The sequence below is a fragment of the Trinickia symbiotica genome, assembly GCF_003028655.1.
Classification (GTDB): domain Bacteria; phylum Pseudomonadota; class Gammaproteobacteria; order Burkholderiales; family Burkholderiaceae; genus Trinickia; species Trinickia symbiotica_A.
Map to the genome: position 1 here is coordinate 101,319 of NZ_PYUC01000002.1, position 25,094 is coordinate 126,412.

The following is a 25,094-nucleotide window of genomic DNA, read 5'->3' on the forward strand; positions in this document are numbered from 1 at the left end:
TTTTTGGTGTGTACTTACGATTATGACATGAACAACCTAAAATCGCAGTTCACCAACGTAGAAACTCAAGGAGTTCTCGTGAAGATTGGAATCATCGGAACCGGTAACATTGGCGGCACCATCGCACGCAAGATGAAAGCCGGAGGGCATGAGGTATGTGTCGCAAACGCAGATGGCGTGGAAGGTGTGCGCAAATTTGCTGACGAGATCGGCGCAAAAGCGGCGGATCTATACGGGGCCGTCGCTGGCGTCGACGTCGTCGTCCTTTCCATCCCGCTGCCAGCAATGAGCGAACTTCCGTCCGGTCTGTTCGATGCCGTGCCGCAGAACGTACCCGTTGTCGACACCAGCAATTACTATCCGGGCCTTCGTGACGCCCGGATTCCCGAGATTGACGACGGGATGACGGAAAGCGTTTGGGTTTCCAGGCAACTCGGGCGGCCCGTGATCAAGGCGTTCAACAATGTGTTGGCGTACTCGCTCCAGAAGCTTGGGCTGCCGGAAGGCCATCCGGGCCGTTTAGCCATGGCCGTCGCCGGGGACGACCCTCGATCGAAGCAGATCGTTATGTCACTCGTCAACCAGGCTGGTTTTGACCCGATCGATGCGGGCTCACTCGAGGGTTCGTGGCGCCAACAGCCCTCCACGCCAGCGTATTGCTGCGACTATGATGCGGAAACAATGCGCCGAGCACTCGCCGCTGCAATCAAAGGGCAAGCCGCAGAGAAGCGTGACCAGATGCCAGAGCATTTTGCGAAGCTGGGGGCAAACCCCAGCCACGAGGACGTGGTCGCAATGAACCGTTCGCTGAGTCCGTTGAAGTAGCGGCGAACCGGCCCTCGCCTCCGCTCGCGGGCCGGGCTGTTACCCTAACCCGCGATTGCTACGGCAGGCCGGTATTCCACTTGGTGATTCGTGTGTACCCTCGGCAAACCGTTTTGGCCATGCCCGGTTCAATGTGGAGAAACCATTGCGCCGGCAACACTGTGTCACGTGCCACGCAGGTCCGGCGCAATCGACTCAGTTTTGCCGCACTGCGCTGACCGCGCGGCAGCTTCCGCGCAAGCAAGGGCCAGCACGCCATCCGCCAGCGTCACGGCGGCGCGCGTTCCCCCTCTCACTGCATCGACGAAGGCACGCCACTCCGCTTCGTATGCACGCAGATAACGGTCGAGGAAGAAGTAGACCGGCTTGGCCGAGAGCGTCCCCGCGTCGCTGATCCTTTCAACCGTATTTTCAAGCACGTTCTGCGCTGCGAGCAGCCCACCCGAGCCGAGCAGTTCGATGCGCTGATCGTAGCCGTAGCCGGCGCGGCGCGAATTCTTGATCACGGCGACCCGCCCGTCCGCCCAGGACAACGTCGCGACAGCGGTATCGACATCACCCGCTGAACCGATCTGCGCGTCGACGAGCGCTGCCCCGCTGGCGAAAATTCGCGCCGGTGCACCGCCCATCAACCAACAGGCCGTGTCGAAGTCGTGGATCATCATATCCCGATAGAGGCCGCCCGATACCTTGATATACGACAACGGCGGCGGCGCCGGATCGAACGACGTGATCGTCAACAGCTCGGCCTTGCCGATTTCCCCCGCATCCAGCGCGGTTTTCAACGCACTGAAGTTCGAATCGAAACGCCGGTTGAAGCCGATCATGACCGTGGCGCCGGTGCGGTTCACGCTCGCCTGACACGCCAGCGCGCGTTCGACCGACAAGTCAACGGGTTTCTCGCATAGCACGGCCTTTCCCGCTGCCGCCGCACGCTCGATCAGGTCTGCATGCGTGTCCGTCGACGTTGCGATCAGCACGGCGTCGATCGTCGAGTCGGCAAGGATGTCGTCGACCGAGCGAGCCTGTGCGTCGTACTCGGCGGCAAGCTTACTTGCCGCACCAGCAACGATATCGGCTACGGCAACGAGTTGGCTATCCCGATGGGCAGCGATCGATCGGGCGTGTACCTGGCCGATCCGGCCAGCCCCCAGCAGTGCAATTTTCAACATATGAACGACCTCGGCGATGATTGGAATGCGTCGGAGCTGTTGCACTCCGTATTTGATGATTAGGAGTTCGATATATATATAACTGGAAGAAACGCGCTCTTTGGGCAGCTGGCGTTGCTTCACACGGCGAATGCGTCCCGGAACCGCTGCAGCGACAGCTCGTCGCTGCCGCTTGCCCAAGCCTCGAGCGCGACCGTGCCTCGATAGCCGGCTTCGGCCAACGCCCGTGCGATCGCCGGATAGTGGATCTCGCCGGTGCCCGGCTCGCAGCGACCGGGTACGTCCGCCACCTGAATCTCGCCGACGTACGGCAATGCGCGCCGCACGAGTTCGATCAAATTGCCCTCGCCGATCTGCGCGTGATACAGATCGAGGTTGAGCCGCAGATACGGGCTATCCACCGCCGCGACGAGCGCGAGCGTATCTGCGGCGCGTGCGAACGGCACGCCCGGATGATCGACCTCGGTATTCAGATTCTCGAGACAAAACGTGACGCCCGCACGCCGCCCGAGCTGCGCAACGTCACTCAGGGTGCGATATGCCGCCAGCCACATCTCGCCGGTCGTTGCCGCGGCCGGCTCAATCGGCAATCCCTGCGGGCCTAGTCCGGTGCCATGCAGATTCAGGCGCGGGCAGCGCAACCGCTTCGCGACCTCGATGGACTGCTCGGCAGTCTCGAGCAATTGCGCCGCACCCTGCCTCGTGACAAGGTCGCCGCTGGTATAGCCTGTCATCGACGAAAACACCGCGCCGGTCTCAACGAGCGCGTCAATGTCGTGCTTCGTCCAGTCCCAAATCTCGACTTGAAAGTCCAGTCGAGCAATTGCGCGAACACGCTCGACGAACGGGAGCTCGCGAAACACCATTTCCGCGCATACGGCTAGTTGAAACATAAAACATCCTTTGGATAGACTGCGTGGAAGGGGAGCGGCCAGTGGGCGACCACCGGCTGGCCACGGTCGTGAGCCGATCAGCGGTATTTGCCGGCGTATTTTTCGACGAGCGCAACGTTCGTGCGGGTCACAAATCCCGGGCCCGTGTCCACTCCGTTGCTGACGAAATGCGGCGCCAGTCCGTACATCCGCACACGTTGCTCGAAATTCGGATCGGCCTTGAGCGCAGCGCAGGCTTTGGCGACATCGCGCGTGTGGTCGCGCTTCATGATGGCGAGCAACGCAACCGGGATATAGCCCTGCAGATAGGGCTGCTGGTCGATCGCGAACGCGGCGGTACCGGCTTGGATCGCTTGATCGACTTCCGGCGTGAGGTCAAACGTCGCGAAGTAGATCTTGCCGGCAAGGCCGAGCTTTTGGATCGCGCGCAGCGAAGGCACCGCCGACGTTGGGCCGAGCGCGAGCACAGCCTGCGTTTCCGGATGCGCGTGAAGCGCCGCGAACACCTTGTTTTCGACTTCAATCGGATCGTTGCCGGAATCGAGCGTGGCTTTTTTGAAGTCCACACCGATTGCGTCACCGAAGCCGCGGCATCGTTCGAACGAAAGCGGATTGGTTGCGTTGTTGTTGACGCACAGAAAGCGCTTCACACCCGCCGCCTTGGCGCGCTCGCCCGCCTCTTTGCCCGCTTCGTATTCGGGCTGCCCGACATGCAGCAGCGCACCGAGCTGGCGGCTCTGCTGCTCCGTTCCCGAGTTGAACGTGATGACGAGATCGCCCTTCTCCACGATCGTTTTCACTGGCCGCTGAATGACGTCGAAGTCGGCAATCGTCGTGGCGACGCCATCATAGTGACGCGCTCCGGCCTGCTCGAGCAAACGTGTCATTTCTGCGAGATCGCCGTTGGCCGGGTTGCGGTAGTCGACCGTCACGCCGAAATCATGCTGTGCGTCCGCGATGCCATTCTTCACGACGTTCCAGAACGGATCGCCGTCGGGGGCGTGGGTCACCACGACAAACCTGAGGCCGGCGGCCAGCGCGTGGACACTGCACAGCAGCCACGCCGCCGCGGCCATGAGGCGGAACAGTCGTTTCATCGTCGTCTCCATTTTTGGTGTCGTTGCCGGCCGTCAAGGCATGGCGTGATTGCATCGTATGCCGGCATCCGGCAAAGGCCCGCATCGCTCAATGTCCATTTTGGTTATGCTTAATGTAATCAATTGGTTGACCAGGAATTTACGCGCATTCCGGCGGCCGTCGCTGCTACACTGACGGCGATCGGAAAGGGGACTCCATGCATGCACGTGACCGTCGAGCGACGCTCGCTGTCGTGAATACGCTGGCTGACCTCCTGCGGGCCGAGCTCGGCGCGGACGCTTCTACGCTATGGCCGGTCCTCGCCGCGCTCCTTCAGAACTCACCTAGACGGCAAGGACACGACCATCACAGCGCTCGCCGATCGGTCCGGGTTGGCACGCACGAGTGCGCGCCGGATCGTGTTCGCGCTGAAGGCGAAAGGATGGCTGCAATTTCGCGCGCTGCCGGGAAGCGGCAATCGCACCTGTATCACGCCCTCGACGGCGCTGCTCGCCCGTTTCGACCGGATCACCGAGCACACCGTACGGCTCATCATCAGCGCAAGCGATACATCATCGTTCGATCGCTTCGATGCCGCGACACTCGCGCCTGCCTCGGAAATCGCCTGGCCGCGTGCCGCCGCTGAGGGTTTTGACGACAAGATAGAGTTGACGCTCGTCGCGTACGAGGACCCGGTATTCGACATCCTCAAGCGCAACCGTCCGGACATCGAGCGTTTTCTCGGCCATCGCCTGCGGGTGCTCACCTGGCCGCAGCACGCGTATCGCCGAATACTCGATCTCACGCTCGACGACACGAGCCAACGGGACGCCAACGCGCCCGTGCTAGTCGCGATTCCGTTTCCATGGCTAGCGGAACTTTGCGGAGACGGCCGTCTGTGCGAGCTGCAGTCGTTGCAGGCAGGCGGAAGCTTTTCAGGGGCCGATTTCTACGATACCGTCTGGCAGGCGGGCTGGGTCGACGGGCAGCTTTATGCGATCCCCCTGCAGCCGACGCTTAATTTTCTCTGGTATCGCCGCGATCTTTTCGAAGCGGAAGGACTCGACCCGCCGAGGACCTTCGACGACGTGATCCGCTGCGCGAGCCGTCTGCATCGCCCGAGTCTCGAACGCGCGGGCATCACGTGGAATGCGGCGCCGGGGCTGCCACTTGCCGAATCGTTCCTGCAGATTCTCGGCGCGCAAGGACAGATGATCTACGACGAACGAGGCGTGCTGCTCGTCGACAATGAAGGCGGGCGAAACGTAATCGAGTATCTGTGCGCGCTAATTCCGTGGTCGCCGCCCAATCTTCGCAGCATGGACTGGACGCGCAATGCAAAGACGTTCGGAGGCGGCAAGGCAGCGATGTGCTACCACTGGTCGAATCGCTACGGCCTCCTCGACAGTCACATGCTGTTGCAGAAAGGCGGCCGTATCGGACTGCAGTCCCATCCCACGATAACGCGCGACATGACGCCCATATCGCCGCTTGGCGGAGCGCTGCTCGCGATCCCATTGCGGAACGGAGCACGCGCTACCGAGCGTGCGTGGCAGGCGATAGAGACACTGACCTCTCCCGAACTGATGAAGTACTTCGTGCTGCATGGCGCAGCCGGAAACGCACGCCATTCCGTTGCAGAAGACCGATACGTTCTGCAGCGCAACCGCGTCATTGCAGTCATGGATCAACTCGCGGGGACCAGACTGGTTTCGTCGTTTCCCTACGCACCGACTCGTCGCTATCACGACTTCACCGAGGTGCTCGGCAACCACCTCGAGCGGCTTCTGTTCGGAGGCGATGGCGACTTGCGGACGGGCATTTCCCGATTGCAGGATGACCTTGCCCGGGTAGGCGACGGCCGCGGCGGTGTCGAGCATCACGGTCAGGAATGATGGCTCTTGTGTTCTGGTTGTCGGCCCTTTTGGCAGATAGTTATAACCTGCCGCGCCAACCTAGCCCGGTCGCCTGAACGTGGCGCTTTCGCAACGATCCGACGAAAATTCCAGCGTGTCGCCGTTGAGTACATTAATGAGTACACGATTCCGCAAACACGGAACATTTTGTCTTTATTATCAATGCACTATCTATTCTATGAGGGTCCTCTCCTGGCACCAGGAAATTAGATCCAGAGATCAGTTTGCTGGATGATGTTCGCGATGAAGCCCGCTATTGCGGGCTTTTTGCTTTTGGGACGCCTGAAAGAAATCGCGTCCTACGACAAGCCAACGTCGAATGAGTACGTTTTTGAGTACATGAAAGTTCGAGTTCGGGGAAATGCACTGTAGGCCGTCGACTGAGCACGCTCTTCCTCCTAAGCCCACCACGCAGCGGCAAGGTCGCGAGCGGCAGACGAAATCCCCCATCGGGTTTCAACGCGCTTTCACGACCAACTCCCTGACCTTCAGAAAGCACCTCTTGATCGTATTTGGGTAGCGCGGATCCTTCCGCTCATCAACAAGCAGAACGAGGAGCGAGAAACTCATCAGGAACAAACCAAGGAAAATTGCCGCTATGCCCATCGAGAGCTCGCGCTTCCATTCACCGCGCTCGACGGCGTCATTGCGGACGGCCCACGACGGATGAGTGGGTGACGCGCGCAACTGGGTCAACGCGAGTGAACTGCAATAACGTGCGATGATCGCGGATCGATCATGAGCGTCGACGACGGCTGAATCAGACGAGGCAGGATAAGTGGGGGCGTCGTTAGGTGACCAGAGATCGCTGTATCCCCGTTTCATGCCATCGCCATACTTCCAAGTGGCGTAAAGCCGCCAGTAATACTCTCCGTTCTTTCGCTGAGACAAACTTGGGTCGCAACGTTCAAGCCGTGCTTCGGTGATCGGCCAGTTGCGAGCCTGCAGTAATAGAGCACCATTAAAAAATCCGGAACAGCCGCCGCCGAAGCTGAGCAGTCCCAAAAACATCAGCATCAGGAAGACCACCAGCCGGGACGAGGCGTGGAGCGATTTTCGAACAAACGTGAACATGTCTTTGCGGCGTCCGAGACGTGATATTTCCGGTCACAGTTGATGGATCGTAATCGCCTCTGTCACAAGACGCCCATGTTCTGTTCAAGTGCGCGTGCGAGGTACGTAGATGTTTGCCGGATGCGTTGAGGTAGTCCGCATCGGTGCAGCCGGCGGACGACCCTCCCACCTCCCGATGGCAAAACGTCAGTGTTCAGGGGGCCAAGCCTCGAATGTGACAGGTTTCTCGGGATTTTCACGTGTCATCCGGGTTGTGTCCGGCGTGTTGCCGAGTGGATCGAAGGAGTCGAAGATATCGCTGTGAAACAACCAGGCGTGGCGCTGAGGCGCGTAGCGGAACGTTATGAAATCGGTCCAATGGGCACCGCACGCGACACCGTTTTGCACGGTGAAATAGTTGCCTTTGACGGCGATTCCGTTATCACCGTCTTCAAACGGGTCACACTGGCCGCCGTCGTCGGCGCGCAGCACGACCGCGTCATTGCGCGCGGCGAGCTTGTAGGTACCGTCGGCTTTTTCCTCGAAAATCAGGAAGGGGCGTGCCGAGGGCGTATCCGCCGTATCCTTGTGCCGGTGGACAACGACGAGCCACGTGTGCCGCCCGCCATCGATCAGAGGGCCTGGCTCGAAGACCATCGGCTCGAAACCGGACGGTAGCTGCGAGGCGACATCGGCAGGCAGATCAGCTGCGTACAGCCGGACCGAGGCCGAGAGCAGAAGCACGGGTACCGCGCGCACGAGGCGTCTCATGAAAATCTTCGGCGGACATGTTCCGCCATGCGATTGTCGACGGCGCATTTTAACGGGCTTCGCTCGCCTGGGTGCAAACCGGCGCAGGATCGAAATCACACGACCCTCTCCCGCTTGCCATGCTGCGCTTCTTAGCTCCGCATGGCACGCCGCCGTCGGAGCCTGCCTTCGATCCGCGCAATCGGCCATGTGACCAGCAGCGCCAGTAGAAAGCTGGCCACCAGCAATGTGACGGTTCGCTAGCACAAACGTACTCGCGACGCCTGCATTCAATGAGCCCTCTTCGGGGCTTCGATGATTTCGATCATGTCTAGTGCGCGGAAATCATCTGGGTTGCTAGTGAGCAGCGGCAGATGATGTTCATGAGCCTGAGCAGCGATCCAGAGATCGTTATAACGCGGGCGTGGGCTAGGGCCCGCCGCCTTCATCATGGTCGCGAGCAGTCCGAATGATCGAGCGGTCTCTCGTGTCACTGCAAGCACCGACATCCGTTCGATGGCACGCAGAAATGCAGTGCGCTGTGCTCGCTCGCGGACGTCGCCTGCAAGTTGTGCGCCGAATTCCAATTCGCCAAGCGAGATCGCGGAGACATGGACCAATTGGGAGCCAGCGACGTTGTAGAGCGCTTCAGCGTCGAGAGCGCCTTTACTGAGATCGATCCAGACACATGTATCGACGATTACTTCTGCCACGGATCACGCACCTCGTCGTCGAAGTCAGCATTTCGGATATCAGCCATGTACCGATCGGCAGCGTCGGGCGACATTTTAGGGATGCGCTCGAAGGCGTCGCGAAGTGTCGCAGCCCGCTCGGGCGGGTTGATTGAGCACTATGCCGAACTGGCAGCGACGGCAAGAAAGAGCGGGCGCGGCTTCCCAACGCCGGACGGCTATATCGCCGCGATTGCCGCCTCGCGAGGATTCATCGTCGCGTCCCGCGATGCCTCGCGCTACGAAGCGGGCGGACTGCAGCTTATTAATCCCTGGATCCCCACGACCTGATCTGCCCAATCAGTTGAAGCGCGGTGTGTACGTGCCGTGTATCGCCGGAATTTGTGTACGGCCGAGCGACCTTGGTACGGTGTTTGTCAGAGAATTTTCTAGCTCACTACGCTAGTGGGCATTCTTCTCGTTATGTGCCACACGACTAAACGTGACTTTTTAACTCGGCCTCCTAGACGGCAACGCGTTGCTGCGGCATTTCCGATCCAAGAGACGTTGACCGATCCACTCAACTTCCATCGGCATGCTGCACGCTTCCGGCTGCGCGGCCTGATATAACGTCCGCGCAGCCCAACGGGTCCGGCTCGTTCGAATTTTAGAACGAGTAGTGGCGCATACCACCGTCAACGACGGCAACCGTCCCAGTAACATATCGAGCACGTGGAGAGACGAGGAACGTCGCCATGTTGGCAACGTCCTGCGCTTCACCGAAGTCCTTCATCGAGATCTCGCGCTCCGCAAACTTGCGTCGCTCATCGCCAGGGAAAAGACGGCGGATTTGCGCGGTATCCAACAATCCGGGCTGGAGACAGTTGACGGTAACGCCGTATGCGCCAACCGAGCGGGACAGACCTTTCGACCAAACGGCAATTGCTGCTTTGGAAACCGCAGACACGTTGATCTGAGTTGGCTCCGTCGTGCCCGTAATGTTCAGGACCGACCCCTGCTTGCGCTCCATCATTCGCGGCAAGAACTGCTGAGCAAGCTGGCGTTGACGAGTGAAGCCGAGCGTCATACCTTTCTCCCACTCTTCCTCGGGAGCAACAACATCGACGGGCTGGCTGGCGCCGGCGTTGTTGATCAGGATGTCAATCTCTCCAAGACTCTCGAACGCAGCAGCGCCGATCTTCTTCGGCGCGTCCGCAGCAAGAAATTCTTGAGCGAAGATCACCGGCTCCGGGCCGCCTACGGCCAGGACCTCTTGCTTGAAGCTGGCGAGCAGTTCTTCGTTGCGCGCAGTGGCGAAGACCTTAACTCCCTCTTTCGCCAATTCCAACGCGATCGCGCGACCCAGACCTTGGCTTGCACCGGTCACGACTGCAGTTTTGCCATTCAGAAAAAGATCCATAAAATTCCCTTACTGGTTAAAAATTCAAAGGAGGTTTGACATCGAACCGCACCAAACCATTGCGGCACGCCTCACATGTTCCCCCCCAAATTCGCCAATGCACCGGAGAGCGTTCGAACTGTTCGAACGCAGACCGAAGCAGCTCCGGCTCTCACAAGATCAGCTGCCGCCGAGTCTTTCTAGTCCTGTTGCCAAAGCCTTCGTTCATCGATGCTTGGAATTACCCATGCAACTTCGAGATTGGAGAGCTTCGTAACAAATTTCAATGTACACTTGGCGTAAAAGTGCGGTAAACGGTGTATTTCGATTGGGTGTGTAACGGAATCCGTTATTATGGACACCAGAGACGTGCGGGTTTTTGTTGAGACTGCGGCTACGGGCAGCCTAGCCGCTGCCGCGCGTCGAATCGGCCTCACTTCTATGGCTGCATCCCGCGCTCTTGCGTCGCTTGAGCAGGAGCTCGGCGTTCGCTTAATCCACCGTTCAACCAGGGCAAGCGGACTCACGCCCGAAGGCGAGGAGTTTCTGCCGTACGCCCGTTCGCTGCTGGAACTGAGTGAATCGGCTTGCAATGCAATCGCTCCAAGCACTCACGGTGCGACGGGGAGCCTGAAAGTCACGAGTCCCCATATATTTGGAAGACGCGTTATCGTGCCGCTCATTCAGAAGCTTTTATCGGAGAACCCGTCACTCAAAGTCGAGCTCATCCTGAGCGACAAGATCCTTGACCTGGTTGAGGCGGGCATTGATGTCGCGATTCGTCTCGGCTATCCGAAGGACTCTCGCCTGGTGGCGCGCCAACTGTCTCAGAACCCGCGCGTTTTATGCGCATCGCCGAAGTACCTGGAAGTTCACGGAGTACCGAAGACAGGTACCGACCTTGCGAAGCATGAATGCCTACGCCTTACTCACACTACGCACTGGCCGTTCCTCAGGGGGGAAGAGCCTCATATGATCAAGATTGGGGGGCGGTTTCTTTGCTCAAGCGCGGAGGGGATTCGTGAAGCCTGCCTTGAAGGTCTTGGCATCGCCCTCCTTTCCTATTGGGACGTGGTCGACGGAATATCCTCTGGCGCTCTAACGAGCGTGTCCTTGACAGATGCCACCCCGCTTGACCTCCCTATTTGGGCGCTCATGCCGACCTCGAGACACGTGCCACTGAGAGTCCGTCGGTTCCTCGACTGTCTCGCGACGAGTTTGAATGCTCATGATCCGGCTCACGAATGGCTGGGTCGGAACGGAAAGTCAAGCAGTCCAGGAGAGGTTGAAACAAACGCCCATACACCCTAAGAGACACGTCGCATGTACGTCGGCAAATTTGTGTTTGGAAGCAGCGCAAAACAGACCAGGCCGCGGGTGTGCGGTCGGTACGCGCCGTCTTGTCGTGACCGGGATCGCAAGCTCGGGCCCAATCACCACGGTATCGGACCGTCCGGTCCAGTGAAGCTGCCTGTCGGGCTATCGATATCGAGCGCCGCAGCGACGAGCGACCGCACGCCGACCTCGACGGTTTCGCCACCCATGAAATCGTTGATCGCCGTCGCGGTGATGGCAGGGCTGGCAGCGCGAACCTTGATCCCGGCGTCTTCCAGTTCGATGGCTAGTGCGAGGGTGATCGAATTGAGTGCGCTTTTGGACAGAGCATAAGTCACCCCAAAATAGGGACGAGTCGGGGAATTGGGATCGGCATTGATTGCCAACGAACCGGCGGCGCTGGACACGTTCACGATGCGCCCTGCTCGCGACAGCCTGATGAGCGGAAGCATAGCTCCCCCATCATCAGATAGTGGGTCGCCGACGCGGCGTAGAGCAGGCACACAAGCGCCGTGCTGATCCAGTAGGAGTATTTTCGAGCCATGCGCCTGTCCTCTCTATGCCAGCTCTACGGCGAGGATTTCGCGCAGTGACTTAGGGGGATGACCTGAAAGACGCGTGACATCGCCTGTCACAATGTCGAACTTGCCCTCGATGAAGCTCGTCTTGATTTCCGTCATCGCATCGAGGATCAGTTCGGGAAGACCCGCTTGAGCCAGGCCAGCGCGGAGTTGATCCACCGTGATGGCGACGTAGCCAATCGGCTTTCCAACGATTTCCGAAACGATGGACGCTCGTTCGGCACCCGTAATGCTGGCCGGACCTGTGAGGTTATAGATCGCACCCGAATGCCCTTCTCCAAGCAGCGCGCCCGCTGCCGCGGCGGCTACGTCGTCTCGGGAGACGTAGGCCACTCGCTCATCGCCTAGGCCCGCCAGCACACCGCCTCCGAGGGACATCTTGATCTCGTCCGCCATCGACTGGGCGTAGAAGTTCATCCGCAGGATGGTCCACCGCGGCGCTGTCCCGATGAGTGCCTGTTCGCCGACCCAATAGGCTTCCCCCAAGGACGGGACGGCTTCCTCGTGCGTGCCCATCGCCGACATCAAAAAGATGTGCGCGACACCAGCTTGCTTGGCGGCTTCGATAGCCGCACGGAGCTGACGGCCGCGCACGCCCGGCGCAAGCTCCGCGCTAGGGATGATGAGCAGGCGATCCAGCCCCACGTAGGCTTCAACAAGTGAATCCGGCTTGTCGTAATCGCCGAACCGGCCTTCGCCCCTTCCCGACACGGTCTGTGGGGAGCGCGAGACCCCGACCAAGTGGTGGCCGCCGCCGTGTTGCGTCAGGCGCGAGAGCACTTTTTGCCCAAGGTGACCGCTTGCTCCACTGATGCCAATCTTCATTTTGGTAACCTTTATATCGGTACGAACAATTTGTTCGTGCAAATGTGCACCCAATCGGTTAAGTTCGCAAGAATGAACAGGCAGGTGCGTAACGAACACGAATGTTCCTAGTGAGGCGACGTGAGAAGTGATGGCGAAGAACCAGACAGCGGAGAAGATGGCCCCGGCCGACGCGCACGATGACCATGCACGGTGCAAAGCGCTGGTTCGGGTGCTGGATCGGATCGGGGACAAGTGGACGATCATGGTGGTCGGCGGCCTGTCGAACGGTCCCATGCGCTTCAATGCGCTGCTGCGCTTGATCGACGGCGTATCGCATCGGATGCTGACGCTGACACTGCGTGGGCTTGAACAGGACGGGCTGGTTAAGCGAACCGTCTATCCCACGGTGCCGCCGAAGGTCGAATACCAACTCACAGACGTTGGTCGCTCGCTCATCGAGCCGTTAAGTGCGTTGTCCTCATGGGCTCAGAAGAATCTTCCAGCCATTGAGGCTGCACGTGCTACGAGCGAGAGTGAAGGACAAGAGGACAGCGGCCAGCCGGCGACGCCGGCTGCATGAAACAAGGGGATCAACGACTCATTCCGCGCTGCCGCCCGACGTCCCAAGATACGCCACCGCCGCGTACCGTCGCGGCGAGCTACTGCCCCAATCGCTGCTCGATCACCGGCTTCCACGGCACCAGCGAGAAACCCATGCCGTCATCCAGCATCGCGTAGCGCCCGCTAGCGAGCATGACGCCGCGCCGATAGATGCCGGCCACGCGCTGCCCGTCCGCGACGGCGCGATGCTCCAGGCCGGTTTCGGTGGCAATGTCCTTCGCGGCCTGCGCCAGCTCGCGCCGGCGCAGCGTTGCCAGCAGGTTGCGCGCGAGGACAACGCGCTGCCCGCCTCGCTCGACCAGCCCCTGTTCGATCAGGAAGTCGGTGCGCTGGCGTAGCGATCGACGCGAAGTGCGTCGACGTCAAAGGCAACGCCGTCATCGACAGCTTGGCAGAGAATTTCGCGAAATGTGTCGACCATCTGCCCTGGATTCGAATCGCCAAAACCCAGCAGGTCGAGGTCACGCGTCCCACGGTAGGGATCATCGAACCAGCTCATCAATAGCATGGCCCCCTTCAGCACGAAACGATCAGCGTGGCGGGATCGACTTAGCCGAAACAGAAGGCGTTCCAGAGTGAAAACGCGTGAGCACCAGATCGAAGCTCTGGCCGTTCGCCTTCGAATGCTGCAGCAATCTCGCGCGGACCGACGCCGCAATATTCCTAAGCTCCTTAGCCATTGGCGGTCAGTGCCGCCAGATATGGCCGAATCACCGTAGCGACGCCCCCACGCTCCGCCTCGCGAGCGATTGCACCGGGAGTTGCCTTGCGTTGATGAAGTGCCTCCTGCAGCCCTTGGATCGCCACCGGAATGCCGACTTTGTTCCGGTGTCGGAAGCAGTCCGCGATGGTCTTGGCAACGCCGAATACCTTAACGGGGACCCCTTCGATTACGTGGCTCTCTACCCCCTGAGTAAGGAGGCTTTCAGTGAAACGAACGATGCGCAGAGGCGTGTCCCCAGCCGTGGGCGCCCAGTCTTTCACACCGATCGCCATCCATACCTTGCTCGGAAGACGGTCGGTGAGCCCGTGATATGCAAGCGCAGACACAAGGCAAACCACGCCTTTGGGTAGCCGCTTCGCGACCTCCGCCAACGTATGGTTTGCATCGAGCGCAGCGTCCGGCAGCTGATAAAGTCCGCGATCAAGGCGGAGCACTTCCCCGGCTCGCTCCATGCGGCTCACTGTCGCTGCAGTTATACCCGCATCCCGAAACTCAGAAAGACGCACGATCCCCTGCGCCTCCAGCAAGGCGCGTGCGATCTCGCGTTGTGTCCGGGGCACTGGCATTGATACAAAGTCTCGGATAACAGCAACTATCATTCTAGGATTTGTATCATCCCGTAATGACGCGCCGGTCGGTGCATCGTAGGCAAACTGCAACATCACTCGGCAGATTGGTGGGCACGCGCTCGCACGTCGGCAGCAGTGGCAATCGGCAACATGATGGATTCGCGCTCGGGCATTTCGAGAAACGACTGCCGAAACGGCAGATAGAGTCATCCTGGCCTGCCGCTTCTGCCTTGCGTTGCCGTCGCGCAGCCGCATGAACTCGGATGCCGCGTCGTTTCGTGCGGCCAGTATGACCGCGCTAGATCTCGGTCTGCTCCGAGATATCGAGTGCGTACGGCGGGGAGCCGCTGGCTACCCATCGCTCATTGCCCAAGCCTCCGCTTCGCATCAAGGCACCGGCGTCCCAATGTCGACGTGCGTCGCGTTCACGCAACGTCACCGCTATTTATGAGTCGTCCAAAACGAGTACGTCAACGAGTCACGGCGACTCCCGGTACGTTCTATCACCGATTACGATTCATAGCTACCACCAACCGGCTACGCGACGGAAAAGTACGGTCTCGCCCAGGTATCGTTGCGCGGCAGCCCCATGATCTGGCGGGCTTCCGCAGGCGTCGCGACGTCATAGTCCATTTCACGCAGAATCCGCACCGTGCGCTCTACCAGTTCGACGTTGCGCGCGAGTTGGCCCTGGCGATAATAAAGATTGTCTTCAAGGCCCACGCGAATGATCTGTCCGCCGAGCAGCAGCGAGTTGACGCCCGCGGGTAGTTGCGCCGGCCCGATGCCACTCACACAGAAGATGCTGTCCCTTGGCAACAGATCGACCATGAACTGCAAGGACTTCGGGTTATAAGGCATCGCATTCTGAAAACCTCGATGCGCATTCATCACCAGGTTGAATACATACGGTGGCTCGTCGAGCCCCATCTGGATCAACGTGGTGGCGTCCTGAACGATATGCGTCGGGCTGAAGACTTCCCACTCTGGCTTGATCCCGCGCTTCCTCATTTCCTCCGCCAAAAACTGGCATCGCGACGATGAGGTATTGAGCAGGACTTCCCTGCCCCCAAAGCTCGCCACGAATGTGCAGGCGTCCAGCGTGCACATCTCGGCACCGGCTTCCATGCCCTTCAGACGCTCTTCCCAGACGGTATCCCACATCCCTCCGTCGATCTGCCGCACCATGTCGCCATGAACGCCACCGCCCGTCGAATTGTTGATCACGATGTCGCATTTGGCGCGAATCATTTCGTTGATGTTGCGATAGATGTCGGCGTTGCACGTCGCCTCGTCGTCAGGCCGCCGCGCATGCACGGCCACGATGCTCGCGCCGGCGTTGTAGCAGTCATACACGTCTCTTGCGATCTCGTCCGGCTGCGTAGGCAAGTAAGGGTTCTGTGACTTGAATGCCATCCCTCCGGTCGGTGCGACGAGGACGATAACCTTGTTCGTAGCCATTTCGGTGTCTCCGTGAAAAGTTGGATTGTTTCGGGCCGCCATGAGCGTCGGTCACAACGAGTGGTGCTACTGCGTGGTCTCTTCGGCCAGAAACAGCGAAAGGCGCTGACGAAGATCATCCGGAATCGCGACCGATTCGCGCCGCTCGAGCGAGAACAGAACGATCGTCTGCTGGATCTGTACGCGTAGCGCGTCATCGGCGAATGCTGCGAGTGAAAGCACGATGGAGCGCGTGCCGATCCGCTTCACGGCCAGCTGCATGCGCAGCCTCTCGCCGATTTTGCTGGGAGCGACGAAATCCACTTCCATGTGTACGGTCGGCACACCTAGCTTCTGGATGGCAATGAATTCCGCGTAATTCACGCGTAGTCCATCGTTGAACCAGTCCTCGATCAGCTCGTGGAAGAGCACGAAGTACTGCGGATAGAAGACGATGCCTGCCGGATCGCAATGCTGAAAGCGAACGAGCTTTTGCGATTCGAATGAGCGTGCAATGTTCATGTTGCTTTTCCCATCCGGCGTCTCAACTCGTGAAGCGCCGGTCGTATGTCAGTCAAGCGCGCCTTCACGCTTGAGATCGCGCTCGAAATCGAGCAGCGATCGCCCGAGCCGCTCGACCAGATCGTCGATTTCCGGCTCGGTGATGATCAGCGGCGGCGCCACAAGCTGGATATCGCCGAACTGCCCGCGGTTGGCACGCCGGTTATAAAGCGCGATGCCGTGCGCGAGTCCATAGTTCGTCAGACGGGCCGGCGCATTCATAGTCGGCGGCAATTGACGCCGCGTCTCCTTGTCCGCGACGAGTTCGATCGCCATTAGCAAGCCTTTGCCGCGCACGTCGCCGATGAGACGGCTGGCTTGCTGCAGTTCGCGAAGTCGGCGCTCCAGATACTGGCCCATCCTCGCAGCGCGTTCGACGAGACGCTGTTCCACCACCTCGTCGATAACGGCTTCGGCAACAGCGCACGAGAACGGGTTCGAAAAGTAAGTGTGGCCGTGGACAAAACCGCCTTGCGCGGCGATCGTCTCGACGATCCGGTTTGGCGCGAGCAGCGCGCCAAAAGGCGTGTAGCCCGCGGCAAGGCCTTTGGCCAGCGTCACGATGTCCGGACGCGCATCCGCCCAATGGTGCGAGGACAGGAATGCGCCCGTGCGCCCCGCACCACACATGATCTCGTCGTGAATGAGCAGCAGGCCGTGCCGGTCACAGATCTCGCGGACCCGCCGGTAGTACGACGGAGGCGACACGAGCGCGCCGCTCGACAGGCCACCGACCGGTTCGATAATGAACGCGAGCACCGTTTCCGCCCCTTCATCGATGATCCGCTGCTCGAGCGCCTCGGCACAAGCGGCGACATGTTCCTCAGCCGTCACGCCGGCTGGCAACCGGTAGGTCAACGGCGCCGGAATCTTGGGCATCTGCCGCATCATCGGGCCGTAGATCGATTCGGTAAACGAGTCGCCCGTGACGGCCATCGCGCCCAGCGTCGAACCGTGGTAGCTCGGATCGCGGGAGATCACCTTCCAGCGAGTCGGCTGCCCACAGGCGACTGCGTATTGCCTTGTGAGCTTCAGTGCTGCCTCGTTGGCCTCCGATCCCCCCGAGACAAAGAACGCGCGGTCGAAGCCCTCGCCGGCAAGTTCAGCGAGCTTGCCGGCCAGCCGCACGTTTTGCTCGCTCTCGAAAAAGCGCGGATACGCAAAGGTGACGCGGTGGGCCTGCTCCGCCATCGCGGCAACGACGCGTGCGTTGGAATGGCCCAGGTTGCTCACGACAGCACCCGACGTTGCGTCAAGATACCGGTTGCCGCGCTCGTCATACAGGTAAATACCTCGGCCCCGCGCGATGCGCGGAGGTCGAGCCGCGCGCTTCGGGAGGTAGAAACTCATGACGCTTCCGCCGCGAGGCGTGTCTCCTACGAGACGTTGTCCAGCCGTATCTTCCATTCCAACGCTCCTTACAAAAACGCACTGCCCTGTGCGCCAAACAATTGCCTTCAGGCGAGCACGCTTGCGTAGCGCTCGACAAAGTTATCGAAGCCCAACAACAGAAGCCCGATTTCCTTCTCGGTAATTGGCATGCTCAAAACGATAAAGCCACGGCGCGCGAGATAGATGCCCTGTTCAAGCATGTGAAAAAAGAAGAGATCCTTGATGCCATTGCCATCTTGTAGCAGGTCTTCGACGGATCGTATTGCGTGCCTGCCCACCTGAAGATTCATGAGGGACCCTCTCCCGGTGAACTGGAGACGCACGTTGTGCTGCACACAAATCGCGTTCAGTTGCTCGCGCAGCCGATCGCCGCTAGCGTTCATTTCCCGCGCGACGTCCGCGGTGTACAGCTTGGCTAGACCTGCTGCGCCGGCCGCCATGCTCAGAACGTTGTTGTTGAACGTGCCGGCATGCGGCGTGGCGCCTGGCTTGCGCGGATCGAACTGATCCATGATGAATCCGCGACCGCCGAACGCACCGAAAGACATGCCGCCTCCGATGTACTTGCCCAGCGTCGTGAGGTCCGGCTCGATCCCTAACGCTTCCTGGAGTCCCCCCGGGGCCAGCCGCGAAGTCATGACCTCGTCAAAGATCAGGAGCGCGCCGTACTTCGAAGCAAGCGCCCGCAGCCCGGCCAGAAATTCCCGTTCACCACAGATGCAACCGGCCGCTCCCTGCATCGGCTCGACGACGACGGCAGCTACCTCGTCGGGATGCGATTCAAAGAGGCGCTGCGCGCTCGCCAGATCGTTGTAGCGGCCGATCAACAGGTCGTGGGGGACGTTAACCGAGCTGTTGCCGTTCGCGAACGTCAGCACCCCGCCGTGGTACCCGCCAGCAAAGACGATGACCTTGTCACGGCGGGTATGGACCCGTGCAGCGGCGATCGCCATCAGATTCGCTTCGGTACCCGAGTTCGTGAACCGCACTACGTCGACCGCCGGAAAGCGATCGCAGATCAGACGAGCAAGCTCCGACTCCAGCAGGTTATGTCCGCTCAGATTGATGCCGGTATCGAGCGCCCGATCGATGGCCTCACGGATGATAGGGTTTGAGTGCCCGTAGAGACCCGCTGTGAACTCCGCGATGAAGTCGATGTATTCGTGACCGTCCGCATCCCAGACACGGCAACCTTCACCGCGGGCGATGGCGAGCGGAAATGGACTGTAAAAGAGCACCGACCGCGTGTTGCCGCCAGGCATGACCTGAACGGCCCGCTCGTGCTGAAGCGCGCTTCGCGGATTGCGTTCGGCGAAACGCTCGACCGCGCCATTGATCGCCTCGGCAAGCGTGGAAAAGCTTGACGACTTGGAGTTTTCCATCGAGATGTCCCTGTGCATGGCATCGCGGCCACCGGACGGAGTCACGGCAAATATGTATAACACGATGAACTACGTTTCATTGTACAGCGTACAATGAAAGTTGCAAGCCTCGATGTGCCGGTCGAGAGCACAGACCGGTCGTGAGCCACCGGCGGCAAAAGTCGGTGGGGGCGATTGTCCGGTCTACAATGAAGCCTTGTTCAGCACACAATCCCGTTTAGGCAACGAACTGAAAATGACGACATCTGCTCGCAAGGCGACCCGCGTGGGGAAAACGGGCACCGTCGCAAAGGCCCGCGGCACTGGCGAAGGTACTGGTCGTGCTCGTGCCGACGCGGCTTCCCAGGCGTCGCGAACGCGCAGAAAGAAAGGCGGGACTACGGCTTCCGGGCTCAGCAAGGAAAGAATCATTGCTGCGGCGATTGAGCAGATCGATCGCAACGGGCTAATGGGATTCAGCTTGCGCGATGTGGCGCGATCGCTCGGCGTCTATCCGTCCGCGGTGTACTGGCACGTTGCGACGCGTGACGACCTGCTGGCCTCGGTTGTCGAAGCCACCATGGCTGACGTTGCGCCCGAACCCGGCAAGTTGTCGTGGCAGGACTGGCTTAGGGAGTTGTTTTCCCGTTGCCGCGAGGTAATCCGCCGACACCCGAACGTCGCCCAGCTCCTCGGCGGGCACCTCGTCGCGAACGCGAGCTTGAGCCCCGGCATGATCGATAGGATTCTTACTGTGCTGGTTGCGGCAGGATTTAAGGATGATCAGATTGTCGACATGTATAACGTGGTTATCGCAACGATGGTCGGCTTTTCGACGCTTGAATTCGCATCCATGCCGACGGACGATCCGGCGGGATGGGCAGCGCAACTACAGGAGAAGGTGAGCTCGATCCGGGCGCTCGAGTTTCCGACGCTGGCGAGGTATCTCCCGGCAATGGCCAACAGGTCGTTTATCGTTCGCTGGCAGAACGGCATAGACGCCGCCATGGACTCCAGCTTCAGGGCATACGTCGAGACCGCTATTGCTGGCATGGAGCGGGCGTTGGCGCGCGACTGATGACTGCCAATCAGGCAAAACCATAGCGGTTTAATAACGTTCGTCTCTTCGATGCCTTCCCGACAGAGTCGAACTTTGCCTTTTTTCCATCGACGCTCACCACGCGGACCTTTACCCACGTAGTGCCTGGCGGTTTGGAGGCTGCCGCCCAGGCCGACTCGAAAGCCCCTCCCTCATCTCTGAACGAGATTCTCTGTACCGTCACAACCGCAATGCGGCGCAAAGATCAGCGTTTCCCGCGCCCTCCTTCTCGTGCCAATACGTCTTCGGCGCATTCAAGAAGCCCGTTGATCAAACGTGCGCGAGGCGATGCCCTGTGCCAAAGCACACCAAAGCGCCGCGGTTCCGTCTTGGTCGGTAATACCATCTTTGCGATGGCGAGCCCGGCTGTCAAAGGCGAGATGATGTCCGGCACGAGCGACACCCCGAGCCCACGGTCGACCATCATCGCGATGGCCATCAGCGAATTCAGTTCGAACAACTCGTGCGGAACGATTTTCGCCGCGCGGAGGTATTGATCAGCTTGCTTGCCGCCGCCGAGCGAACGGTCATAGCGAATAAATGGCTCACGGCGCAGCAATTCGTGCGGTTCCCGGTCCTTCATTCGCAAGGGCGCCAGTACGACAATCGGCTCCTCGCGCAACAGATGCCAGTCATAAGCCTTGGGGAGCGCAAACGCTAGATGAAGGCAGATTGCCACATCAAGGTCGCCGCGCTGCAGTGTTTCATACAACTCCATCGACGTCCCTGCACGGATCAGTACCTTGGCTCGAGGAAACGCAGCCGCGAAGTTTGCAAGCACGTCGGGCAAGAGGCTTAGGAGCGCCGTGGTAATCGTGCCGATCCGCAATTCACCCGCTGCTTCGCCTTCCAGCGCGAAGGCCTTGAGTTCCGAGCACTCACGCACGAGTCCCCGCGCCTTGTCGATCACGCGATGCCCGGCTTCCGTGGGAATGACCGTGCGCCCCGCGCGCACGAATAGCGGTACGCCCAGTTCTCGCTCGAGCGCTTGAATTTGCTGGGCGACGGCCGCCGGCGTCACGCCGACACGGCGCGCCGCTTCGGCCATTGAACCGCTATCGACCACGAGCAGCAAATTGGCGAGAAAATCGATGTCCATGAAGATAGTTTATCTGTTGTTTGAAGATAGATATAGATAGATGATCTAAATCCACAACGGTCTTAGACTTGCTTCGAGATGTAAAACGAAGGACTGGAGACACATGAGAAGCAAGCTCTTCGTGCCGGCATCGCGTCCGGAGCTTTTCGCCAAGGCGTTCGCGAGCGCCGCCGATGCGCTGTCCTTCGATCTGGAGGATTCAGTCGCCGCCGAACGCAAGCAGCAGGCGCGTGATGCGCTTTGCGAACTGCTGCGCTCGAACGAGATCATCGGCCATACGAAAGTGCTGATCGTTCGCGTGAATGCGTTCGACACGCCGCATTTCGCTGCCGACATCGAAGCCGTCGTCCAGGAAGCGCTGGAATACATCAACCTTCCGAAGCCCGAGACGGTCGATGACGTTCGTGCGGCCGCATCGGCGATTGACCGGGCGGAGCAGGCGAAGGGCATCAGCAGGCCCATCAAATTGCTGCTTAACATCGAGTCGCCGAAGGCGTTTCGTCACGCAGCGGAACTGGCGAGCGCCCATCCGCGCGTCGCGGGGCTGCAACTGGGTCTCGGCGATCTCTTCGAGCCGCTCGGCGTCGGTCGCGGTGACGTGGCCGCAGTCCAGCAGGCCATGTTCGGATTGCGTATGGCGGCGGGTGAAGCCGGCGTCTTCGCCTACGACTCGGCATTCGCCAATATCAAGGACGAAGCCGGCTTCCGCACCGAGGCGCAGCTTGCGCGATCGATGGGCTTTCTCGGCAAGAGTTGCATTCACCCGAGACAGATCGCGCTCGCGAACGAGGTCTTTCGGCCCTCTGACGAAGACATCGCGCATGCCGTGCGTGTCGTCGAAGCGACGCGCGACGCCGAATCGAAAGGCATCGCCGCCTATGTGGTCGACGGCCGGATGATCGATCCTCCCTTCGTCGAACGCGCACGCGCGCTCGTCGCCCAGGCGCAGCGGCTCGGCTTGCTGACGGGCGAACAGCGCCTCGCACTCGCAAGCGCGCATGCCGAAATCTGAGATGCGCAGGCACGCTGACTCGCTCGATCAGATGGAGAATCACATGCAAGCATCGGCCAATCACTCCAGTGCCGCGAGCGCGGACCCGCTCACGGGCGTGCGCGTGCTCGATCTGAGCGCGTATATCGCCGGTCCATACGGATGCACGCTGCTCGCCGATCAGGGCGCCGACGTCATCAAAATCGAACCGCCCACGGGCGACAATTTGCGTAAATATCCGTCGACGCTCGAAGCAGAAAGCCGCGCATTCCTCGGAGTGAATCGCGGCAAGCGTGGCCTCGTGCTCGATCTCAAGCAGCCGGAGGCGCTCGCGGTGCTGATGCGCCTTGTTGAAGCCGCCGATGTGCTTGTCCACAACTTTCGCCCGAGCGTGCCCGCGCGGCTTGGTATCGCCTATGAGCAGTTGCGCGCGGTCAATCCGCGCCTGATCTATTGCGCGGTGACCGGCTACGGCGACACCGGGCCGAACAAGGACAAGGCCGGCTACGACCAGGTGCTGCAAACGATGACGGGCATGTGCACGCTGCAAGGCAAGCGCGGCGGACCGCCCGAGATTCTGTACGGATCGGTGGTCGATTACTACGCTGCCGCCCTCGTCGCGGCGGGTGTGTCGTCGGCGCTTTTCGAGCGCGAGCGCAGCGGCGCCGGGCAATATGTCGGCGTATCTCTGTTGCGCAGCGCGCTGGCGATGCAGTCGGCTCGCATGATCTGGGCCCAGGGCGAACCGAAGGACGTCAGCCGCGACATGCGTTCTGGCGGCATCACCGGCATCCATCCGACACGCGAAGGCTATCTGTACATTTCGGCCAACACGCCGCATTTCTGGCAATCGCTGTGCGAGAAGACCGGCCTCGAATCGCTCGCGCAGAACGAACGCTATGACTCCGTGCGCAAGCGCGCGCTGCATTGCGACGAAATCGTTCCGCAGTTGCACGCTGCACTGCAGGCGCGCACCGCGCTTGAATGGGAAGCGCACTTCGGCGACGCCGTCCCCTGTGCGGCCGCGCGCAGTGTCGAAGACATGTTCGAAGACCCGCAAGTGTTGGCGGAAGACATGGTGACCCGCTTCGACTATCCGGGCATCGGCAGCTATCGCGGCATCAAGCATCCTATTCGGTTCGGCACAACGCCTGGACGCGATCCAGCAGCCGCGCCCGCATTCGGCCAGCACTCCGAAGCGCTCTTGCGCGAGTTCGGCTGGACCGACGAGGCCATCGAGTCGCTGCGCGCAAAGCGCGCGGTGCTGTGAGGAGATCAGCGATGGCGTTCGAGGTACTTGGCCTCACCGTGATGACTTTTCTGCTCGGCACGGTGGTCTACGGCATGGCGCTGTTGCTGCTGGTCTAACGGACACGCATGAATAAATCGAACGGAGACAGACGTATGGAATCAGCGACGACTCAACCCACACCGGCAGAGGCCCATCGAAAATCGCTGACGGAGCGCTGGTGGGGCCTGTTCGACACGCGCATCGGCGCTCTGCCCGTACCGGTGTTTTTCGCGCTACTGGCCGTGCTCGCCGCGATGACGTCAAAGGGCAAGCTCGCTTCGGACCTGCCCACCGGTATTGCGCTGGTGGCGGTCGGCGGTTTCGCATGCGCCGAACTCGCAAAACGCATTCCGTGGATTCGCCACATCGGCGCGACATCGATTTTCGCAGCGTTCATTCCGTCGATGCTCGTCTACTACAAGCTGATGCCCGCGCCAGTCATCAAAGCGGTCACCGACTTCACGAAGAGTTCCAATTTCCTCTATCTCTTCATCGCGGCGATCATCGTGGGCAGCGTACTCAGCATGGACCGGCAGACGTTGATCAAAGGCTTCGTGCGCATCTTCATTCCGGTTGCGAGCGGCTCCGTGGTCGCGGCGCTAGTGGGGACCGGCGTGGGCGTTGCGCTCGGCATGCAAGCAAAGCACGCGCTTTTCTTCGTCGTCATGCCGATCATGGCGGGCGGTGTCGGCGAGGGCGCGCTTCCGCTATCCGCGGGCTATGCGCAGATTCTCGGTGTCGAACAGGGACCGCTCTTTGCGCAGGTGCTCTCGGCCGTCATGCTCGGTAATATCGCTGCAATCTGCTGCGCGGGTCTACTTAGCTACCTCGGCACGCGCAAGCCCAAGCTGACCGGGAATGGCCAACTCACCATCGCCGGATCGGCTGAGGGCACCGCCAAAGCTGCCGCGCCTTCGTTCGAATTCGATGTGAGTTCGGTCGCCGCAGCGGGTGCGACGGCGATCGCACTCTATCTACTAGGCGTGCTGAGCCATCAACTGTTCGGCTGGCCCGCTCCGGTCGTCATGCTGGTGCTCGTGGTCGCAGCGCAGCTTTTTCAGGTGGTGTCCCCACGCGTGCGGGGTGGAGCGCGCTTCATGTATGGCTTCTTCTCGACGGCCGTCACCTATCCGCTGATGTTCGCGATCAGCGTCGCAATGACACCGTGGGGCGAAATCATCACCGCGTTTCACTGGATCAATATCGCGACAGCTGTGTCGACGGTGCTTGCACTGACTTTGACCGGATTCTTCGTTGGACGCATGGTAGGGATGTATCCCGTGGAAGCGGCGATCGTGAATGCAACGCATAGCGGCCTCGGCGGCACCGGCGATGTCGCGATCCTGACAGCCGCCAACCGAATGGAGCTGATGCCATTCGCGCAAATCGCGACGCGCATCGGCGGGGCCGTTACCGTGATGACCGCGCTGGCTGTCTTCGCGTACCTGCGTTAGAAGTGAGCGCGTA

The 25,094-nt window shown here is 60.4% G+C and carries 25 protein-coding genes and 2 pseudogenes; 10 read left to right on the top strand and 17 right to left on the bottom strand.

Annotated elements, in window-relative coordinates; all coding sequences use genetic code 11:
• Positions 1–27: 27 nt before the first annotated feature.
• Entirely contained in the window at positions 28–825 is a 798-nt protein-coding gene (locus C9I57_RS03955) for an NADPH-dependent F420 reductase (protein WP_369008105.1), read from the top strand.
• A 164-nt stretch (positions 826–989) separates the two neighbouring features.
• Here the strand turns inward: C9I57_RS03955 and iolG are convergent, their stop codons facing one another.
• The 3 genes from iolG to C9I57_RS03970 form a co-directional block, all read right to left on the bottom strand.
• Positions 990–1,997 carry an inositol 2-dehydrogenase gene (gene iolG, locus C9I57_RS03960; protein WP_107149703.1) on the bottom strand — a complete coding sequence of 336 codons (1,008 nt, stop codon included), beginning with the start codon at positions 1,995–1,997 and terminating at the stop codon, positions 990–992.
• Between the two features lie 119 nt (positions 1,998–2,116).
• A complete protein-coding gene (locus C9I57_RS03965) occupies positions 2,117–2,890 on the bottom strand; it encodes a TIM barrel protein (RefSeq protein ID WP_107149366.1) in 774 nt (257 codons plus the stop codon).
• Between the two features lie 77 nt (positions 2,891–2,967).
• Entirely contained in the window at positions 2,968–3,987 is a 1,020-nt protein-coding gene (locus tag C9I57_RS03970; RefSeq protein WP_258187489.1) for a sugar ABC transporter substrate-binding protein, read from the bottom strand.
• A gap of 345 nt (positions 3,988–4,332) precedes the next feature.
• Here C9I57_RS03970 and C9I57_RS03975 point away from each other — a divergent pair, with 345 nt between their 5' ends.
• On the top strand, positions 4,333–5,862 hold the full coding sequence (locus C9I57_RS03975; RefSeq protein ID WP_369008106.1) for an ABC transporter substrate-binding protein: 1,530 nt from the start codon (positions 4,333–4,335) through the stop codon (positions 5,860–5,862).
• A 477-nt stretch (positions 5,863–6,339) separates the two neighbouring features.
• Here C9I57_RS03975 and C9I57_RS03980 read toward each other — a convergent pair whose 3' ends face one another.
• From C9I57_RS03980 to C9I57_RS03990, 3 genes are all read right to left on the bottom strand, one after another.
• Positions 6,340–6,957, bottom strand: coding sequence for a hypothetical protein (locus C9I57_RS03980; RefSeq protein ID WP_146166167.1), 618 nt, complete (start codon positions 6,955–6,957; stop codon positions 6,340–6,342).
• 186 nt (positions 6,958–7,143) lie between these two features.
• Positions 7,144–7,707 (bottom strand): hypothetical protein, encoded by a 564-nt coding sequence (locus C9I57_RS03985; RefSeq protein ID WP_107149370.1) that lies wholly within the window; start codon positions 7,705–7,707, stop codon positions 7,144–7,146.
• Between the two features lie 269 nt (positions 7,708–7,976).
• Complete coding sequence (locus tag C9I57_RS03990; RefSeq protein ID WP_107149371.1) at positions 7,977–8,399, bottom strand: type II toxin-antitoxin system VapC family toxin; 423 nt, start codon at positions 8,397–8,399, stop codon at positions 7,977–7,979.
• 138 nt (positions 8,400–8,537) lie between these two features.
• On the opposite strand from C9I57_RS03990, the pseudogene C9I57_RS03995 reads away from it, so the two are divergent.
• Positions 8,538–8,708, top strand: a pseudogene (locus C9I57_RS03995) (VapC toxin family PIN domain ribonuclease); the annotation flags it as partial.
• 316 nt (positions 8,709–9,024) lie between these two features.
• Here the strand turns inward: C9I57_RS03995 and C9I57_RS04000 are convergent.
• The gene (locus C9I57_RS04000; RefSeq protein WP_107149372.1) at positions 9,025–9,777 is read right to left on the bottom strand and encodes an SDR family NAD(P)-dependent oxidoreductase; all 753 of its coding nucleotides are present in this window, start codon (positions 9,775–9,777) and stop codon (positions 9,025–9,027) included.
• Between the two features lie 333 nt (positions 9,778–10,110).
• Here C9I57_RS04000 and C9I57_RS04005 point away from each other — a divergent pair, with 333 nt between their 5' ends.
• Entirely contained in the window at positions 10,111–11,067 is a 957-nt protein-coding gene (locus C9I57_RS04005) for a LysR family transcriptional regulator (RefSeq protein WP_107149373.1), read from the top strand.
• 122 nt (positions 11,068–11,189) lie between these two features.
• Here C9I57_RS04005 and C9I57_RS04010 read toward each other — a convergent pair whose 3' ends face one another.
• A complete protein-coding gene (locus C9I57_RS04010; RefSeq protein WP_107149374.1) occupies positions 11,190–11,543 on the bottom strand; it encodes an SDR family NAD(P)-dependent oxidoreductase in 354 nt (117 codons plus the stop codon).
• 105 nt (positions 11,544–11,648) lie between these two features.
• Positions 11,649–12,497, bottom strand: coding sequence for an SDR family oxidoreductase (locus C9I57_RS04015; protein WP_107149375.1), 849 nt, complete (start codon positions 12,495–12,497; stop codon positions 11,649–11,651).
• 157 nt (positions 12,498–12,654) lie between these two features.
• On the opposite strand from C9I57_RS04015, the gene C9I57_RS04020 reads away from it, so the two are divergent.
• Entirely contained in the window at positions 12,655–13,059 is a 405-nt protein-coding gene (locus tag C9I57_RS04020; protein WP_107149704.1) for a winged helix-turn-helix transcriptional regulator, read from the top strand.
• Between the two features lie 10 nt (positions 13,060–13,069).
• Here C9I57_RS04020 and C9I57_RS04025 read toward each other — a convergent pair.
• The 7 genes and pseudogenes from C9I57_RS04025 to C9I57_RS04055 all read right to left on the bottom strand — a co-directional run.
• Positions 13,070–13,438: pseudogene (locus tag C9I57_RS04025) on the bottom strand (DUF3363 domain-containing protein); the annotation flags it as partial.
• Positions 13,414–13,608 (bottom strand): nucleotidyl transferase AbiEii/AbiGii toxin family protein, encoded by a 195-nt coding sequence (locus tag C9I57_RS33120; RefSeq protein WP_258187524.1) that lies wholly within the window; start codon positions 13,606–13,608, stop codon positions 13,414–13,416. The pseudogene C9I57_RS04025 and the gene C9I57_RS33120, both read right to left, overlap by 25 nt.
• A 164-nt stretch (positions 13,609–13,772) precedes the next feature.
• The gene (locus C9I57_RS04035; RefSeq protein WP_308835664.1) at positions 13,773–14,648 is read right to left on the bottom strand and encodes a type IV toxin-antitoxin system AbiEi family antitoxin domain-containing protein; all 876 of its coding nucleotides are present in this window, start codon (positions 14,646–14,648) and stop codon (positions 13,773–13,775) included.
• Between the two features lie 282 nt (positions 14,649–14,930).
• Positions 14,931–15,854, bottom strand: a complete 924-nt coding sequence (locus C9I57_RS04040) for a 3-keto-5-aminohexanoate cleavage protein (RefSeq protein WP_107149377.1) — start codon at positions 15,852–15,854, stop codon at positions 14,931–14,933.
• 66 nt (positions 15,855–15,920) lie between these two features.
• A complete protein-coding gene (locus C9I57_RS04045) occupies positions 15,921–16,355 on the bottom strand; it encodes an acyl-CoA thioesterase (protein ID WP_107149378.1) in 435 nt (144 codons plus the stop codon).
• A gap of 48 nt (positions 16,356–16,403) precedes the next feature.
• Complete coding sequence (locus C9I57_RS04050) at positions 16,404–17,744, bottom strand: aminotransferase family protein (RefSeq protein WP_107149705.1); 1,341 nt, start codon at positions 17,742–17,744, stop codon at positions 16,404–16,406.
• Between the two features lie 107 nt (positions 17,745–17,851).
• Positions 17,852–19,024: an aspartate aminotransferase family protein gene (locus tag C9I57_RS04055; protein WP_258187525.1), complete on the bottom strand. Its 1,173-nt coding sequence runs from the start codon at positions 19,022–19,024 to the stop codon at positions 17,852–17,854.
• On the opposite strand from C9I57_RS04055, the gene C9I57_RS33125 reads away from it, so the two are divergent.
• Both C9I57_RS33125 and C9I57_RS04060 read left to right on the top strand, forming a co-directional pair.
• Positions 18,950–19,150 (top strand): hypothetical protein, encoded by a 201-nt coding sequence (locus tag C9I57_RS33125; protein WP_258187534.1) that lies wholly within the window; start codon positions 18,950–18,952, stop codon positions 19,148–19,150. The genes C9I57_RS04055 and C9I57_RS33125 overlap by 75 nt on opposite strands.
• Positions 19,151–19,403: 253 nt before the next feature.
• On the top strand, positions 19,404–20,225 hold the full coding sequence (locus tag C9I57_RS04060) for a TetR/AcrR family transcriptional regulator (RefSeq protein WP_107149380.1): 822 nt from the start codon (positions 19,404–19,406) through the stop codon (positions 20,223–20,225).
• Positions 20,226–20,451: 226 nt separating this feature from the next.
• On the opposite strand, the gene C9I57_RS04065 is transcribed toward C9I57_RS04060, so the two are convergent.
• Positions 20,452–21,345 (bottom strand): LysR family transcriptional regulator, encoded by an 894-nt coding sequence (locus tag C9I57_RS04065; RefSeq protein ID WP_107149381.1) that lies wholly within the window; start codon positions 21,343–21,345, stop codon positions 20,452–20,454.
• Between the two features lie 103 nt (positions 21,346–21,448).
• Between C9I57_RS04065 and C9I57_RS04070 the strand changes: the two genes are divergently transcribed.
• From C9I57_RS04070 to C9I57_RS04080, 3 genes are all read left to right on the top strand, one after another.
• Positions 21,449–22,357, top strand: a complete 909-nt coding sequence (locus C9I57_RS04070; RefSeq protein ID WP_107149382.1) for an HpcH/HpaI aldolase/citrate lyase family protein — start codon at positions 21,449–21,451, stop codon at positions 22,355–22,357.
• A gap of 43 nt (positions 22,358–22,400) precedes the next feature.
• Complete coding sequence (locus tag C9I57_RS04075) at positions 22,401–23,606, top strand: CaiB/BaiF CoA transferase family protein (RefSeq protein WP_107149706.1); 1,206 nt, start codon at positions 22,401–22,403, stop codon at positions 23,604–23,606.
• Positions 23,607–23,740: 134 nt separating this feature from the next.
• Entirely contained in the window at positions 23,741–25,081 is a 1,341-nt protein-coding gene (locus C9I57_RS04080; protein WP_107149383.1) for a 2-hydroxycarboxylate transporter family protein, read from the top strand.
• Positions 25,082–25,094: the final 13 nt, after the last annotated feature.